Origin of the sequence: Nitrosospira multiformis (assembly GCF_900111585.1) — a bacterium.
GTDB classification, from domain to species: Bacteria; Pseudomonadota; Gammaproteobacteria; order Burkholderiales; family Nitrosomonadaceae; genus Nitrosospira; species Nitrosospira multiformis_B.
Map to the genome: position 1 here is coordinate 377,901 of NZ_FOHI01000002.1, position 16,887 is coordinate 394,787.

General features: G+C 54.8%; 13 protein-coding genes. 8 read left to right on the top strand and 5 right to left on the bottom strand.

The window, feature by feature from the left end; translation table 11 throughout:
• Nucleotides 1-196: 196 nt before the first annotated feature.
• The 7 genes from ttcA (at nucleotide 197) to lpdA (ending at nucleotide 10,307) form a co-directional block, all read left to right on the top strand.
• Nucleotides 197-1,093 carry a tRNA 2-thiocytidine(32) synthetase TtcA gene (gene ttcA, locus BMW46_RS04790; RefSeq protein WP_074705723.1) on the top strand — a complete coding sequence of 299 codons (897 nt, stop codon included), beginning with the start codon at nucleotides 197-199 and terminating at the stop codon, nucleotides 1,091-1,093.
• Nucleotides 1,094-1,154: 61 nt separating this feature from the next.
• Nucleotides 1,155-2,564, top strand: coding sequence for a DegQ family serine endoprotease (locus BMW46_RS04795; RefSeq protein WP_074705353.1), 1,410 nt, complete (start codon nucleotides 1,155-1,157; stop codon nucleotides 2,562-2,564).
• A 180-nt stretch (nucleotides 2,565-2,744) separates the two neighbouring features.
• Nucleotides 2,745-5,345 (top strand): leucine--tRNA ligase, encoded by a 2,601-nt coding sequence (gene leuS, locus BMW46_RS04800; RefSeq protein ID WP_074705355.1) that lies wholly within the window; start codon nucleotides 2,745-2,747, stop codon nucleotides 5,343-5,345.
• Between the two features lie 31 nt (nucleotides 5,346-5,376).
• Nucleotides 5,377-5,889, top strand: coding sequence for an LPS-assembly lipoprotein LptE (locus tag BMW46_RS04805; protein ID WP_074705358.1), 513 nt, complete (start codon nucleotides 5,377-5,379; stop codon nucleotides 5,887-5,889).
• A gap of 39 nt (nucleotides 5,890-5,928) precedes the next feature.
• Nucleotides 5,929-6,945, top strand: a complete 1,017-nt coding sequence (gene holA / locus BMW46_RS04810) for a DNA polymerase III subunit delta (RefSeq protein ID WP_074705361.1) — start codon at nucleotides 5,929-5,931, stop codon at nucleotides 6,943-6,945.
• Between the two features lie 171 nt (nucleotides 6,946-7,116).
• Nucleotides 7,117-8,382, top strand: coding sequence for a glutamate-5-semialdehyde dehydrogenase (locus BMW46_RS04815; protein WP_074705364.1), 1,266 nt, complete (start codon nucleotides 7,117-7,119; stop codon nucleotides 8,380-8,382).
• Nucleotides 8,383-8,432: 50 nt separating this feature from the next.
• Nucleotides 8,433-10,307, top strand: coding sequence for a dihydrolipoyl dehydrogenase (lpdA, locus tag BMW46_RS04820; RefSeq protein ID WP_074705365.1), 1,875 nt, complete (start codon nucleotides 8,433-8,435; stop codon nucleotides 10,305-10,307).
• 317 nt (nucleotides 10,308-10,624) lie between these two features.
• Here the strand turns inward: lpdA and BMW46_RS04825 are convergent, their stop codons facing one another.
• A complete protein-coding gene (locus BMW46_RS04825) occupies nucleotides 10,625-11,848 on the bottom strand; it encodes an ammonium transporter (RefSeq protein ID WP_074705367.1) in 1,224 nt (407 codons plus the stop codon).
• A gap of 163 nt (nucleotides 11,849-12,011) precedes the next feature.
• Between BMW46_RS04825 and BMW46_RS15930 the strand changes: the two genes are divergently transcribed.
• Nucleotides 12,012-12,146, top strand: a complete 135-nt coding sequence (locus tag BMW46_RS15930; RefSeq protein ID WP_143121400.1) for a DUF3024 domain-containing protein — start codon at nucleotides 12,012-12,014, stop codon at nucleotides 12,144-12,146.
• A gap of 709 nt (nucleotides 12,147-12,855) precedes the next feature.
• On the opposite strand, the gene BMW46_RS04835 is transcribed toward BMW46_RS15930, so the two are convergent.
• From BMW46_RS04835 to BMW46_RS04850, 4 genes are all read right to left on the bottom strand, one after another.
• A complete protein-coding gene (locus BMW46_RS04835; RefSeq protein ID WP_074705368.1) occupies nucleotides 12,856-13,482 on the bottom strand; it encodes a lytic transglycosylase domain-containing protein in 627 nt (208 codons plus the stop codon).
• Between the two features lie 204 nt (nucleotides 13,483-13,686).
• Nucleotides 13,687-14,466, bottom strand: a complete 780-nt coding sequence (gene rsmA, locus BMW46_RS04840; protein ID WP_074705371.1) for a 16S rRNA (adenine(1518)-N(6)/adenine(1519)-N(6))-dimethyltransferase RsmA — start codon at nucleotides 14,464-14,466, stop codon at nucleotides 13,687-13,689.
• Nucleotides 14,467-14,536: 70 nt separating this feature from the next.
• Nucleotides 14,537-15,517 (bottom strand): 4-hydroxythreonine-4-phosphate dehydrogenase PdxA, encoded by a 981-nt coding sequence (pdxA, locus tag BMW46_RS04845; protein ID WP_074705372.1) that lies wholly within the window; start codon nucleotides 15,515-15,517, stop codon nucleotides 14,537-14,539.
• Between the two features lie 37 nt (nucleotides 15,518-15,554).
• Complete coding sequence (locus BMW46_RS04850; protein WP_074705374.1) at nucleotides 15,555-16,877, bottom strand: peptidylprolyl isomerase; 1,323 nt, start codon at nucleotides 16,875-16,877, stop codon at nucleotides 15,555-15,557.
• Between the last annotated feature and the right edge of the window lie 10 nt (nucleotides 16,878-16,887).

Sequence of the window (16,887 nt, forward strand, 5' to 3'; positions counted from 1 at the left end):
TATCATTTGATTTGCTTATCTGTTTTTTGTATATACAGCGTGATCGTTGATACATGCGCAGGTAATTGGGGCGGCACTGTCCAAACCGCATCCAATCTGGGAAAATTACTCGTGCAGTTTTTCAGAAGTCGAGATTGAACCCGAGCCTATGGGGGCGGGAACCGATGAGTATCTTGAGAAAGAGGTTGCAGCGGGAATGGGAATAGGAATAGAAATGTTGTCCAGAAAGGAGCAGCATAACGCCAACAAACTGCATAAGCGGTTGAGGCGGCTTGTCGGGACGGCGATTGCTGATTTCAACATGATCGAGCCTGGAGATCGGGTAATGGTGTGTCTCTCGGGCGGAAAGGACAGCTATGCCCTGCTCGATATCCTCCGCAGCCTGCAGGCGCACGCAGTCACACAATTCGAGCTGATTGCGGTAAATCTGGACCAGAAGCAGCCGGGCTTTCCGGAACACGTGTTGCCGAACTATCTTACGTCCATCGGCATGCCTTTCCGCATTGTCGAGCAGGATACATATAGCGTGGTGAAGCGCCTGATACCGGAGGGGAAGACCACTTGCAGCCTTTGTTCACGCTTGCGCCGCGGGGTTCTGTATCGCGTGGCAGGCGAACTGGGTGCAACGAAAATCGCGCTGGGCCATCATCGCGATGATATTCTTGAAACCCTGTTTCTCAACCTCTTTCATGGCGGCAAGCTGAAAACCATGCCGCCCAAGCTGGTAAGCGATGATGGCAAGCATATCGTCATCCGGCCGCTTGCCTACTGCAAAGAGAAGGACCTGGCCGCCTATGCGGAAATGGAAAATTTCCCGATCATCCCCTGCAACCTGTGTGGCTCACAGAAGAATATGCAGCGCCAGGCGGTAAAGGAAATGCTGCAGCAATGGGATAAAAAGTTTCCCGGCAGGCTGGAAAACATGTTCAGTTCTTTACAGAACATCCAACCCTCACATCTGCTCGATTCTTCGCTTTACGATTTTAATGGGCTCAAAACCGGGAACGGGCCGCTCGCCGATGGCGACAGGGCATTCGACCCCGAACCCTTCGAGCCGGGTATGGAAGCACTCCTGAACCTCAACAAAGAGTGAAAAATCTATTAAATTCGGCCAACCTGCAACTGGTGGACAAACCAAGTAAGGCACTCCTCAAATGAGAAAATCGACCGGATCAGTTTCGCAACCAGCTTCGCTGTCAGTTTCACCGCTGTCAATTTCACTCTGGCTGGTTTTTATCGGCTTGCTGGTCATTGCGCTGCCCGGCTATCCGGCTTTGCCTTTCAGTGACACCAAAAATGGTGTGCCGACCCTGGCGCCGGTGCTTCAGGATGTGACCCCGGCGGTCGTCAATATTTCCGTAGTGACGCGCTCGGCTATAGAAGAGAATCCCTTGTTTCGGGACCCTTTCTTCCGCCGCTTTTTCAATCTTCCCGAGCAGGAGGCCCGGCCGGAGCGCAGTGTCGGCTCAGGCGTGATCATGGATGCGGGCAAGGGTTATGTCGTCACCAACTACCACGTGATCAAGGATGCGCAGCAGGTGGTGGTGACACTCAAAGACAGGCGCCAATTCCAGGCAAAGCTGGTGGGAACGGACCCGGGCACCGATATTGCTCTGCTGAAAATCGATGCCAAGAACCTGAAGGCACTGCGCCTCGGTGATTCCGATCTGCTCAACGTCGGGGATTTTGTCATCGCGATCGGGAATCCGTTCGGCCTGGGGCAAACGGTAACTTCGGGCATCGTCAGCGCATTGGGAAGAAGCGGGCTGGATATCGAAGGCTATGAAGACTTCATCCAGACCGACGCCTCCATCAATCCGGGCAACTCCGGCGGGGCCCTCATCAACCTCAAGGGGGAACTGATCGGCATCAACACCGCCATCATTGGTCCCGCAGGCGGCAACGTCGGCATCGGCTTTGCGGTTCCCAGCGTGATGGTGAAGGCAGTCCTCGATCAGATCCTGCGCTTCGGCGAGGTACGCCGCGGCAGGCTGGGCGCGAGCAGCGAAGATATTACGCACGACCTGGCGGCCTCACTGGGATTGCCTTCCACGGAAGGCGCCATCATCAGCGCGGTCGAGCCGGGATCACCCGCCGAAAAAGCCGGGGTGAAACCGCGTGATGTGATAGCGACTGTCAACGGAAAACCTGTGCGGAACTCGATTGATTTGCGCAACAAGGTTGGACTGATGCCCATCGGGGAGACGCTGGATCTCGGGCTGATCAGGAATGGGAAGCGGCTGACTGCCAAAGTAAAGATCGCCAAGCTGGCGGAGGTTGCCAGTGCAGGTGCGGAGGCCGTGCCGGAGGTCTCAGGCGCAACCGTGGCGAACTTGAAACCTGGCGCCCACCGGGGAATTGAGGGCGTGATGGTAACAGACGTGGAAGTCAATAGTCCTGCCTGGCTGCGGGGCATCCGGCCGGGCGACCTCATCATTGGCGTCAATCGCCGGCAGGTCCGTTCGGTTCAGGAGTTGCTTGCTGCTCTCAAGGCCAGCAGTCAGGGACGCCTCACTCTAAGCCTGATACGAGGCGACTTCAGGGTGACTATCAGGATCAGGTAAATCCGTTTCCTGAAATATCCTGAAACTGAATCGCTTCCGATAGTCTCTTTAGCCGCTCACCGACGCTTCAAAATACATAGTCTCTCGCTTTCCTTCCGGGCTCGCTGGAGGCGGCCCTCACCCACGGGAATGCCCGAGTTCGCGGTATAATCCCCAGCTTTATGGCAGAAAGCCGAGCTTATGCAGGAAAAATATCACCCACAGGAAATCGAGTCGGAAGCACAACAGTACTGGCAGCAAACCGCCGCATTCAAGGCTGTGGAGGCGCCGGAAAAGCGGAAATACTATTGTCTTTCGATGTTTCCTTATCCCTCTGGCAAGTTGCACATGGGGCATGTGCGCAACTATACCATTGGCGATGTGCTGTCGCGCTATCACCGCATGCAGGGTTACAACGTGTTGCAGCCCATGGGCTGGGATGCCTTCGGCCTGCCGGCAGAGAATGCGGCAATGCAAAACAATGTACCGCCGGCAAAGTGGACCTACGACAATATTGCCTACATGCGCAAGCAATTGCAGAGCCTGGGGCTGGCAATAGATTGGGACCGTGAGCTTGCCACCTGCCAGCCGGATTACTACCGGTGGAATCAGTGGTTGTTTCTGCGCATGCTGGAAAAGGGTCTGGCCTACAGAACGACGGGTATCGTGAACTGGGATCCTGTCGATCAGACAGTGCTAGCCAATGAGCAGGTAATCGATGGGCGCGGCTGGCGCACCGGGGCTCTGGTGGAAAAGCACGAAATCCCGATGTATTACATGAAGATCACCGCGTATGCCGATGAGCTGCTGGAAGCGCTGAATGCGCTTCCGGGCTGGCCGGAGCGGGTGAGAACGATGCAGGCCAACTGGATCGGCAAGAGCTTCGGTGTCGAAGTCCGGTTTCCTGCTGATGCCGAGTCCGGCATGCCTCAGGACCTGAAGGTTTTTACGACTCGTGCAGATACCTTGTTTGGCGTAACGTATGTGGCTGTCGCGGCCGAGCATCCTGTCGCTCAGCATGCAGCGAAAAGTAATCCTGCCCTTGCTGCATTTATCGAAGAATGCAGGCAGGGCGCGATGATGGAAGCGGAACTCGCTACCCAGGAAAAGAAGGGCAGGGATACGGGGTTGTACGTTATCCACCCCCTGACCGGGGCCAGATTGGCTGTCTGGATAGCCAATTATGTGCTGATGGGCTATGGGGAAGGGGCGGTGATGGCGGTTCCCGCCCACGATGAACGCGATTTCGAGTTTGCCAGCCAATATTCGCTGCCGATCAGGGCCGTGATCAAGCCTGTCGATTCCGACCTGCCGGTGCCGCTTGCCCAGGCATACGTGGAACACGGCATTACGTTCGATTCCGACGAATTCTCCGGTCTCGCGTTCCAGCCCGCAGTGGATGCAATCGCTGCCGCGTTGCAACAGAAGGGATTGGGCGAGAAACGCGTGCATTACCGCCTGCGCGACTGGGGTATTTCCCGGCAGCGTTATTGGGGCTGTCCCATTCCTCTCATCTATTGCGATGCGTGCGGCGTGGTGCCGGTGCCCGATGACCAGCTTCCCGTGGTGCTTCCGGAAGATCTGGTGCCCAACGGCTCGGGCAACCCGCTTGCTAAAACGCCGTCATTTTACGAGTGTTCCTGCCCGCGCTGCGGTCAGCCCGCCCGCCGGGAAACCGACACGATGGATACCTTCGTCGATTCGTCATGGTATTACATCCGTTATGCCTGCACCGACCAGCACCGGGCGATGGTGGATGCACGCGTGGATTACTGGCTGCCCGTTGATCAATATATCGGCGGCATCGAACATGCCATCCTGCATCTGCTCTACTCGCGCTTCTGGAGCAAGGTCATGCGCGATCTCGGACTGGTGTTGTTCGACGAGCCGTTTGCCAATCTGCTGACCCAGGGCATGGTGCTCAATGAGATCATGTTCCGGAAAACGGGAAGTGGGCGCATCGTCTATTTCAACCCTGCGGATGTGGATATCCAGACCGACGAGCAGGGAAGACGAATCGGAGCGGTGCTGCGCGCCGACGGCCAGCCGGTTGAAGCAGGCGGCATCGGCACGATGTCGAAATCCCGCAACAACGGCGTCGATCCGCAAAAACTCGTCGAGCAATACGGAGCAGATACAGCCCGGCTCTTCATGATGTTTGCCAGCCCGCCCGAGCAGACCCTCGAGTGGGCGGATGCCGGGGTGGAGGGCGCATTCCGTTTTCTGAAGCGATTATGGAAACAGGTTTACGATCATCTGCAACAAAGCGGTGCTGTGAATGGTCCAATCCCGGTTGCAGATCTCGGTCCTGAACTCAAGGCCTTACGTTTTCAACTGCACCAGACCATCGCCAAGGTGGGTGATGATCTGGGCAGGCGGCATACCTTCAATACCGCGATTGCAGCTGTAATGGAGTTGATGAACGCTCTCGGAAAATTGCAGGATTCGAGCCCGGCTGCCCGCGGGTTGATGCAGGAAGCACTGGAAAATATTGTACTGCTGTTGTCGCCCATCGTTCCTCACATTTGCCATGTCCTCTGGCGTGAGCTCCGCCCGGGCACGGAGTTGCTCGATCAGCCATGGCGGCAAGCAGACGTTGCTGCGCTCGTGCAGGATGAAATTGAGCTGATCGTTCAGGTCAATGGCAAGCTGCGCGGGAAGATACGGGTTGCCGCAGATACAAAACCGGTAATCATCGAGCAGCTTGCGCTGGAGAATGAACAGGTGCGAAGGTTCATCGATGGAAAAGCAGTTAAAAAAGTGGTGATGGTGCCAGGGAAACTGATCAATATCGTCATTTGAAGATACGAAAACCGGAACTCGAGGATTGCCGATGAAAAAAATCCTGTTGCTTACATGCTGTCTTTTGCTCGCGGCTTGCGGCTTTCAGTTGCGCGGCACCGCGGCGCTTCCGTTTGATACGCTTTATATTTCCTTCCCGCAAGGACATCCCATCGGTACCGATCTCCGGCGCCTCGTTCGGACGGGCACCAGCACCCGTCTCGTTGACAACCGGAAAAAAGCCGAGGCCATACTGGAGATTCTCAGCGTCACCAATGACAGACAGATCATGTCCGTATCAGGCGGGGGGCGCGTTCTGGAGTTTGAACTGCGGTATCGGGTTTCCTTCCGGCTGATCGATGCCAAAGGGGAGGAACTCATTCCTACCAATGAACTGATGCTGCGTCGAATCATGCCTTTTACCAATCAGCAGGTGGTCGCCAAGGAAGGGGAAGAGGCACTGCTCGTGCGGGAGATGCAGAGTGACTCGGCAGATCAGATCGTGCGGCGCCTTGGAGCAGTCAAGGTGGCGGAACTGAATAAGTCCCCACAGGTGAATCCCTGACCGTTGGCGCCTGTGTTGCGGTAACCTGAAGGCGAAGGCATGCGTATTGCGCCCGAACAGCTTGCGCGGCATCTCGATAAACAGCTTGCACCGCTTTATACGGTATCCGGCGACGAATTACTTCTGGCAATCGAAGCTGCCGACCTGATTCGTACAAAAGCGCGTCAGGGCGGGTATATCGAACGGGAGATTTTCAACGTCGATAACCACTTCAACTGGACAGAGCTGGAACGGTGCAGCAGCAACCTGTCGTTGTTCGGCGAAAGACGTATAATCGATCTGCGCATCCCCTCGGGCAAGCCGGGCAATCAGGGCAGCGCCGTTTTGGAGAAATACTGCCGCGCCCTGCCGCCAGATACCGTCACACTTGTCACCCTGCCCCGGATCGACCAGCAAGGTGCGGCAACCAGATGGTTCAAGGCGCTTGATGCAGCAGGAGCAGTCATTACGGTTTATCCGGTAGAACGCGGGCGGTTGCCCGACTGGATAGGCCAGCGGCTGACCATGCAGGGGCAGAATGCCGACATCGACACGCTACAATTTCTTGCCGACAAGGTAGAGGGCAATCTGCTCGCAGCCTATCAGGAACTCAAGAAACTTGCGTTGCTTTATCCGCCCGGAATACTGTCGTTCGAGCAGGTGAAGGATGCCGTGCTCGATGTCGCCCGTTATGATGCATTCAAACTATCCGATGCAATGGTTGCCGGGGATGCCGCGCGCTATACGCGCATCCTGGAGGTTTTGCAGGGTGAAGGCATGGCATTGCCGCTGATCGTCAATACGCTGGCGGGACAAATCCGCCTTCTTGTCGCGATTCGTACCGGACTCGACACAGGGAAACCGCCGGGACAATTGACCAGCCAGTCTCGAGTATGGCGGGACCGGCAGAAAATAATGGAGAACGCCGCTCGCCGCTTGAACCTTGAACAGTTGGCATCGGCGTTGTCACATGCCGCTAAAATAGACAGAGTCAGCAAGGGCGTTGCAAGCGGCGATCCCTGGGATGAGTTGCTGCAACTGGGTTTGCGTTTTGCGAAGATCGGGCAGCGGCGGTAGTTAAAGCAAAGGACTCTGCCCTTATTACCAAGCGGCCGTCGTTGCCGATGCAGCTCCCCGGATTTTCACGAATTTTATTCCTGACAATAGTCGGGCTTGACTCGGAATCCAGTTCCGGAACCGCCAGTTATTCCTGCAATTTTAATTTACTGTCTGAATGGAACGATTGACATGGACATCATCGACATCAAGACCTATATGCAATCCATCGGTCGCGAAGCCCGAGCCGCCTCGCGCCTACTTGCCAAAGCGGAAACCGCAGCCAAGAACCGGGCGCTCACACAGATGGCGATGGCTATAAAACGGGATGAGCAGCAGTTGTTGGCAGCGAATGCCAGGGACGTGGAAAATGCGAAAGAACGGGGATTGGAAGCGGCAATGATAGACCGGTTGACGCTCACGCCCAAAAGCATAGCGAGCATGGCCGAAGGTTTGCTGCAAATAGCAGCGTTAGCCGATCCGGTGGGTGAAATAAGCGATTTGAATTACCGTCCCTCCGGCATACAGGTCGGAAAAATGCGCGTACCGCTGGGCGTGATCGGCATCATTTATGAAGCGCGCCCCAACGTCACGGCCGATGCCGCAGGGTTGTGCCTCAAGGCGGGTAACGCAGCGATATTGCGCGGGGGGTCGGAAGCCATTCACAGCAATCAGGCGATCGCGGCGTGCGTCAGGGAGGGGCTTAAGACTGCCGGTTTACCCGAGACGGCGATACAGGTTATCGAAACAACCGACCGGGCTGCCGTGGGTGAACTCGTCACCATGAAAGAGTTCGTCGATGTCATCGTGCCCCGCGGCGGCAAGGGGTTGATCGAGCGCATCTCGAATGAAGCGCGCATCCCCGTCATCAAGCACCTGGATGGCGTATGCCATATTTATATCGACGAAGATGCGGACCAGGAAAAGGCCATTCGTGTTGCGGACAACGCCAAGACCCAGCGCTACGGCACCTGCAACACGCTCGAAACATTGCTGGTGCATGAGAATATTGCCGGGGAAGTGCTGCCGCCGCTGTGCAGAATCTATCTGGACAAGGGCGTGGAACTGCGCGGCGATCCGGCCTCGCAAGCGATCATTCCGGAAATGAAGGAAGCCAAGGAGGAAGACTGGTATGCGGAATATCTTGCGCCTATCCTCAGTGTGCGGGTGGTAAGCAGTCTCGATCAGGCCGTCGAGCACATTACGATTTACGGCTCCCAACACACGGATTCCATCATTACCGAGAATTACAGCAACGCGCGCCGTTTTCTCCGCGAAGTGGATTCCAGTTCTGTCATGGTGAATGCCTCCACCCGCTTCGCGGACGGGTTCGAGTATGGCCTCGGCGCGGAAATCGGTATCTCCACCGATAAGCTCCATGTTCGCGGCCCGGTGGGACTGGAAGGATTGACCAGCCAGAAATTCATCGTCCTGGGTGACGGGCATATCCGGCAGTAGGGTTTCCAGGAATAAGGTCCAATTTATTTCCTTAAACTAATAAGGTTTTCATGGCTCAGCTTACCGAAATCAAAGTACCGGATATTGGCGACTTCAAGGATGTCGCAGTGATTGAAGTGCTGGTGAAACCCGGCGATACCGTGGAAAAGGAAACATCGCTTATCACACTGGAAACCGATAAGGCATCCATTGAAGTTCCCTCACCCCAAAGTGGCATTGTGAAGGAACTCAAAGTCAAGGTCGGCGACAAGGTTTCGGAAGGCTCGGTCATACTCATGCTGGAGCCCACAGCAGAAGCGGCTGCTCCTGCTAAAACCTCTGAATCTGGTGGTGGGAGCAAGCAGGAAGAGCCGGCTGAGAAGCCCGCTGCCAACGTTGCTCCTCCATCGGAAAAAGAGGAAGAAGAGAAAGCCCCGGCCTCAGTCGCTGCTCCTGCTCCTGAATCCGTAGCACCACCCGCTGCGCCTTCGATTCCACAAGGTGATATTCATGCCGACGTAGTGGTATTGGGTGCAGGGCCGGGTGGTTATACCGCCGCCTTCCGTGCTGCCGATCTCGGCAAGAATGTGGTCTTGATCGAACGCTACTCCACGCTTGGCGGCGTCTGTCTCAATGTGGGCTGCATTCCATCCAAGGCGCTGCTGCATGTGGCGAAAGTCATCACCGACGCCGAGGAAACGGCGCAACAGGGTATCGCTTTCGCTAAGCCCGTCATAGAAATAGACAAACTGCGGGGATGGAAGGAATCCATCATCGGCAAACTCACCAAGGGATTGGCGGGCCTGGCGAAGCAACGCAAGGTGAAGGTAGTGCGGGGAACGGGCAGGTTCACTTCGCCGAATATGATCGAAGTGGAAACTTCCGACGGAAAAAAAACGGTGTCATTCGAGCACTGCATCATTGCCGCGGGTTCTGCTGCCGCTCGCATTCCCGGTTTTCCCTACGATGACCCGCGCATCATCGATTCCACGGGCGCACTCAAGCTGGAGGACATTCCCAAGCGCATGCTGATCATCGGCGGCGGCATTATCGGCCTCGAAATGGGGACGGTCTACGATGCGCTCGGCAGCAGGGTCAGTGTCGTCGAATTGATGGACCAATTGATTCCCGGCGCGGACGCCGATCTTATCCGGCCGCTGCACAAACGCATACAGAAACGCTACGAGGCCATCTACCTCAAAACCAGGGTCACCGGAATTGAAGCTCTGGAAGAAGGATTGAAGGTCACGTTCGAAGGATCCTCCGAAGGCGGCACTGAGGGTACTGCGGCACCCGAACCGCAAGTATATGAGCGGATACTGATGGCGGTGGGACGCCGGCCAAATGGCCGCGAAATTGGCGCAGAAAAGGCAGGTATCACCGTGAACGAACGTGGCTTCATCCCGGTGGATAAGCAGTTGCGAACCAACGTCTCGCACATCTTCGCCATTGGCGACATCGCGGGCGAGCCCATGCTGGCGCACAAGGCATCGCATGAGGGCAAACTGGCGGCGGAAATCATCGCTGGCGGGGAGAAGATGAAGTCGGCAGCGTTCGACGCTCGCGCCATTCCCTCCGTAGCTTACACCGATCCGGAGATCGCCTGGATGGGCCTCACCGAAACCGAAGCCAAAAAGCAAGGTATCGAATTCGAAAAAGCGGTATTTCCGTGGGCCGCCAGCGGTCGTGCTTTGGCAATGGCGCGCGACGAGGGCATGACCAAGTTAATCCTGGACAAGAAGACGCGTCGTATCCTTGGCGCGGGCATCGTAGGCATCAATGCCGGGGAACTGATATCCGAAACCGTACTGGGATTGGAAATGGGCGCGGACATGGAAGATATCGGCCTTACCATCCATCCGCATCCGACTCTGTCTGAAACAGTGTTCTTTGCCGCCGAGATCGCGGAGGGGACGATTACTGATCTTTATATGCCGAAGAAATAGATTTTGACTCCATTGATCCAGTTCTGCTTATCAGAATAACAGAAGGTTTTATATATACAGGTAGGGTTAAGGGAATCATCTGCTTGATCCATCCTTTTTTCTTGGCTACAGTTTCCTGTTTGTCTGATATTTTTGCGATAGAAATCCAGCACTTCGGCACGTAATTCCTGGTTTCCGGAAGCGGCGGGACCCCGTTTCCGTTCTGATGATCCGGTGCTTGCAATACTGAAGCAACACCAGGATAAGGGCGGCGCCTGTACAGGTTATATCCTGACCATACCATTCGGGGCATTCGCTGCGTCAGGGCCACCGCCCTTTTAAGTTGAAGTCTCGACTTCCAGTGCTATGGCATCGATTTCCGTAGCTTCCGGTCCTTCGGTGTGTGTGAATTCCTCACTATCCTCGTAAGCCAGACGGGTTGTGCCGGTAGCCCTGATGAGCGCGCCAGCGACGAGTCCCGCTATCAGGGCGAGCACGACACTGAAGGCGATGCCGATAAGTTGGGCAACTGCTATGCCGGGCACGACCAGGATAGCAACGAATGCACCCAGCAATCCCGGCATTCCATGCAGATTATGGACGCCACAGGTGTCAACGATCTTGAAGCGTCTCTCAAGTGCAGGTTGAATGAACACAAACCCGATGACACTAACCGCACCGGCAAGCAGGCCGATCGCAAAAGCACCTGTCGGCGACACGATATTGCAGGTCGAACCGATCGCTACTCCGCCGGCCAGCGCCGCATTCGCCATATCGACCATTGAGGTTTTGCCTTTATGGAAATATGTACTCAAGAAGTACGTGGTGATCGTGGCACCGCACAGTGCGAGTACAGTGTTGACCACTGTCTGCGGCATTTGCTCGAAGGGAACGATGGCAGTAGCGAAACTAGGCCAGAAAAGCCACAGGACCATTGAGCCAAGCATTGCGAATCGATCAGAAGTCGCATCCGACTCAATCGGCTGGCTTCGTTGTCGCGCCGTGGTCAGTGCAAGGGATAACCCCAAGCCAAAATATGCACCGAAGGCATGTATGATGATCGACCCCGCAGTATCCTGAAATCCCTCAGTCATACCCATTCCATTATCCAGCACCAGCCATTCGTTCAAGAGATAAGCGGGAATTAGGAGCAGCGCCAGCAGTGCGTATTGGAAAACGCGGAGACGACCGAGGACCGCGCCCATGGCGATCAACCCAGACGCCACGGCGAATTCGGCAAAGAGCAATGCCTGCACCGTGTTTGGAGCAATTTCGTGGGCGAATACGCCGTTTGCGCGAAGCAGAATGTAAAGCGGAAGACCGACAGCCACCACCAGATATGTTCCCGTCGTGGCCCCAAATCCATATCTTTTGACAAATACCATGAGGAAGCCGAAACCCACCAGCAACATGGCGAGGATATGGATTACATAATTGTATTGAGCTACCTGTCGTGCCTCGTTAAGCTCGGGCGCAGTGCCCCCCTCGCTCGCCCAGGCACTTAAATACAGCAGAAAAAAACCGGCTGTGCCACACAACGTCATGCAGAGACTTTTTTTCATTTTTCCCCCCCATATTGTTTACGGTTATCTGACTTGCCCAGGCACAGTGTGAACCTCAATAGCCTCAAGTACAATAGGGATATTTCAATAAAGTAAACGGACTTCAATTTAAAAAAAGAAACACGCTGCCGGTGCTTCAAAGTCTCAGCAGGAGCAGGCTGTATTGATCCTAGATGTTCGCCGCATGGAAGGGGAAGAAGAGCAGGATTGTGTAGCGAAATTCAAGAAGGACGAGACGAAAAATGTCTGGTTTCTATACTGCGAGGATCGAAACAACAGATGGCATCTCGCTAGATAGCGTAGCCACGAGACTCTGAGCCAAAGGGCGATGCATCTGATCCGGACTGGATGGCGGCAAGAAGTGAAGTACTGTTTTTGGGGTACCGGGTGACAAATGCCTCCCCGCGTTCAGATGGAGAGAGGTATTTTCACGGCAGGGCAACGTGTTGCGATCTAAGATGAAGAGGGTGCGCTCAATGCGCCCCTTCGCGCAGTGCGACGGCAAAGGCCGTTTTGATGCGCTGATTGCACCATAATTTAGACTATCGGAGTCTCGGAGATGAAAAGAAATTCAAAATTTGATCTGTGGCCTTTATGTTTTCTTTGTTTCATTTCTTTTACTACAAATGTTCAAGCAGAATGTAAACCTAATTTAGGAGAAAACCACACTTGGCGATTTTCTGCTTATGCGAAAAAGGATTGTATCGATATCATCGGATCCTGGCACGAAGGCAGTTGCGTTGATAATACATGGAGCAAATGCTATAACATAAAAACGAAGTCCGGAGTCGACAGTTATATGTGGCTGGCATTACATAGCATTAAAATAAAATTATATAAGGATAATAGTTGTAAAGAGGTCTTGAATACTTTTGCGACAGATAGAATAGTTCCTGATACTGAAGAAAGAAGATATTCGTCATTTAGAGTATATTGCGACATCTAAACGGAAGCGAGACTTTCCCTTTTGCCGAGCCCCTGCCGAACTGACTCCCCAGTTCCCCTTCCTAGAGCCTCTTTCTTGACTGATATCTGCGATAAAGATCAAGAACCTTGGGTACGTAATTTCTGGTCTCCTGAAACGGCGGAATCCGGTTTCCGTACTTGATGACGTTGTTTTCGCCAGCATTGTAGGCGGCCAGGGTCAGGCTCAGATTTCCATTGAACATTCTCAGCAGCTCGGTGAGATATCTCGCCCCACCATGGAGGTTCTGCACGGGATCGAAGCGATCGGTTACGCCATATCTCTGGGCAGTTTCCGGCATGAGTTGCATCAGGCCCGCCGCGCCCTTTTTTGAAACTGCCTTGGGGTTGTAGGCCGATTCGACAGTGACCACGGCGTGGAGCAGCGCGTCTTCGAGGGCATGGGCGCGGGCGACTTCCTTGATTACCGAACCATATTGCGCCTTGAGTGATGCGACCGGATGCCCATTATTTGAAGTTGTGCGTGATTTCCGGGGGTTGGCGCTGCTCCCGATGAATGGGACATACCGTTCATCCGCTGGCACGTTACTGAAATGCACCACGCCATGTTCATCGGTAAACGAGTAGATGATCTCTGCACATGCCGGCTGCGTCAATCCACAGCTCAGCAATAGCGCTATGGTCAACGATGTCGATGGTTTCAAGCTCATAAAGCTGGGGAGTCCAGGCTTTCGCCTTTTTTGTATGGCCAGAAGTGGCTGCTAGATTATACTCATGCTCATGTTAAAGATTTTTATAAAGAGGTATTTTGCCCGTTTATTAACGAAAAGCGGGACCGATAGGATCGGGTTCGATTGACTTTTTACTCTGATCTCAGTTCAGAACTTCGCGCAACACTTCTGCTACTTTCGACTTCAATCGAGTCTGATTCCATTTAAATGGTTTGTAATTGCTACATACTGCGCGATCGATAAATTTTCCGCTCGAAGATTAGAGTCGATCCCCAGCTTGAGATAATCCTCCGCTGTAAGATGATCGCGTAACGTGTTGCGTAGCGTTTTGCGGCGCTGCGAGAAGGCGGCGGAAACGATTTCCGCAAACAATTTTTCCTGGCTCGCCTCGACCAGCGGTTTCTTGAGTGGAATCATGCGAACCACGGCTGATTCGACTTTTGGCGGAGGGCGGAAGCATTCAGGCGAGACGATGAAAAGCTGCTCCATTTCGAAGCGGCATTGCAGCATGACTGAAAGCCGTCCGTAGTCCGAAGTAGAGGGTTGGGCTACCATGCGGGCGACCACTTCCTTCTGCAGCATGAAGTGCATATCGCGGATGTGCGCCGCGAACCGGCTCAGGTGGAAAAGGAGTGGAGTGGAAATGTTGTAGGGCAGGTTGCCCACTACCCGCAGACTTTCACCGAGGCTGGAGAAGTCGAATTCGAGCGCATCCCCTTCATGTATCGTCAGCCTTTTCGCGGAAAATTCATCACGTAGCCGCTTCACGATATCCCGGTCGATCTCCACCACATGCAGATGTTCAAGTGACTGGAGTAGGGGCCGTGTCAATGCTCCCAGTCCTGGACCGATCTCTACCATTACATCCTCCCGACGGGGATGGAGGGCGTGAATAATATCGGCTACGGTTTGGGAATCAACCAGGAAATTCTGGCCGAAACGCTTGCGGGGAGTGTGCTGCATGGTTTATGAGAGTTTGCAGATTCGTTCACCCTTTGCCAAGCTCAGGCGAACCGGGATGCAGGGTTGAGAGTTATCGCTGATGCGCAACCAGCGATGCCGCCATTTCGATAGCCGCCACTAGGCTGCCCGGATCAGCTTTGCCTGTTCCCGCCAATTCGAGGGCGGTGCCATGATCCACGGAGGTACGGATGATGGGCAAGCCCAGTGTGACATTGACGGCAGTGCCAAAGCTCGCATGCTTGAGCACCGGCAGCCCCTGGTCGTGGTACATGGCGAATATGCAGTCGTAATCCTTCAGCTTCGATGGATTGAAAAGTGTATCGGCAGGCAGGGGGCCGAGCAGATTCATCCCGGCGGCGCGCAGCTTGTCGAGCGAAGGGATGATGATATCGATTTCTTCCCTGCCCAGATGACCTGATTCCCCTGCATGAGGATTCAAGCCCGCTACGGCAATGCGTGGCTTCGGAATACCGAAGCGATTGACCAGATCATGCTCGATGACGCGCAGCTTCTGCTCCACAGCATCGCTGGTAATGGCACTCGCGACGTCTTTCAGGGGCAGGTGAGTAGTGGCGAGTGTTACCCGCATCCCGCCGCCGGCGAGCATCATGACGGGACGGACGTTTGTCAGTTGCGCGAGATATTCAGTGTGACCAGTAAAAGAAATGCCGGCATCATTGATGATGCCTTTGTGCACCGGCGCCGTTACCATTGCATCAAACTCGCCATTGATGCATCCAGCAACAGCCCGCTCGAGCGTCTTCAGCACATAGGGCGCATTAGCGGCATCGAGTTTACCGGGAGGGGCGGTCTCGGCCAGAGGAATGTGCAGGACATGCAAAATCCCTTCGTCCGGCCTTAATTCGGTGCGGGAGGAGTAGTCCGTTATTGTCAATGGAAGCCGGAGCAAGCGTGCGCGCTCCTGCAGCAATTCCCTATCGGCAATGACAATGAGCTTGAAAGGCAAACCCAGTTGTGCGATCTGCACACACAGGTCGGGACCGATACCGGCGGGTTCCCCCGCGGTGAGAGCGAGCTTGGGATTATTCAACGTTGGCCGCGCCGTCTCTTACAAGTGTTAACAGACCCTAGCCTTCTTCCAGCCGATACTCGACATAAGCCCGGTCCCGCAGGCGCTGCAACCATTCCTGGAAGGCTGTCTCTGCTTTGCGGGCGCGGATCGCCTGGCGTGCGGACTGGCGTTTGCGCTCCTGGCTTACATCCTGAGTGCGGCGCTCGATGACTTGAATGAGATGCCATCCAAAAGGAGATTGGACAGGATCGCTGATTTCTCCCGGCTTGAGAGCGCTCATGGCCTGTTCAAATTCCGGCACCGTATCGCCCGGCGAGACCCAGCCGAGATCCCCCCCGGTGGGGGCGCTGGCGTCTTCCGAATGAAGCTTTGCCAGTTCCTCGAACTTGCCGCCATGATCCAGGCGTTCTTTCAATTCGGTTACACGTCTGTGGGCATCAGCCTCCGAGGTGAGCTCGCTGATTTTTACCAGAATATGGCGCGCATGCGTCTGGTCTATCATAGTGGTTACCGTGTCCTGGTTGCGGCGGTCGACCAGCTTGAGGATATGAAATCCATTCGGGCTTGAAATTATCCCGGTGATTTCCCCCGGTTTCATTGGACTCAGTATTTCGGCAAACTTTTTTGTGAGCTGGGCAGCAGGGCGCCAGTTAAGCAGGCCACCTTCCATCGCATCCGGCGCATCCGAGAACTCGGCGGCTACCTGAGCAAATTCGGTCCCCGCCTTCAATTTTGCCAGGACACTTTCTGCCCGTTGCCGTGCCGCATCGCGTTTCAAAGGGTCGGCTCCTTCGGCCACCTGCACCAGAATATGAGCAATGCGATATTCGTCGCTCTGGCTGGGCGAATCTTCCTGCGTTTCCAGAAAATGATCGACTTCCCCTTCGGTCACGCTCACGCGATTGCTTACCTCACGCTCTTTCAGCCTGACCAGGATGATTTCATCGCGAATCTCGTCACGGAATTTGCTGAAGCTGACCCCGTCTTCCGCCAGCGCCCTGTCGAACTCTTGCAGGGACATCTTGTTTTCCTGCGCGATACGGCGCAAAGTCTGGTCGAGTTCCGCATCGCTTACGGTCAGTCCGGTTTCGTTCGCAAGTTGCAGTTGCACGCGGTTCAGGATTATTCGCTCCAGAAGCTGCTTTTCCAGCACAGCAGGCGGGGGAGGCTGTACGCCTTGCTTTTGCAATTGTTTCAGCATGGCGCTGAGCATTTCGTCCAGTTCATGGCGGGTAACCACGTTCTCATTCACAACCGCAACGATATGATCGATGGTTTCTACCCCCGAATGCGCCGGTTGCTGGGCAATGGCCATTCCGGCAAGCAGCGTTAAAAGGGGAAGGGAAAAGGGGGAACGCGACGACAATTTCGTGCCCATGTGAATAAGC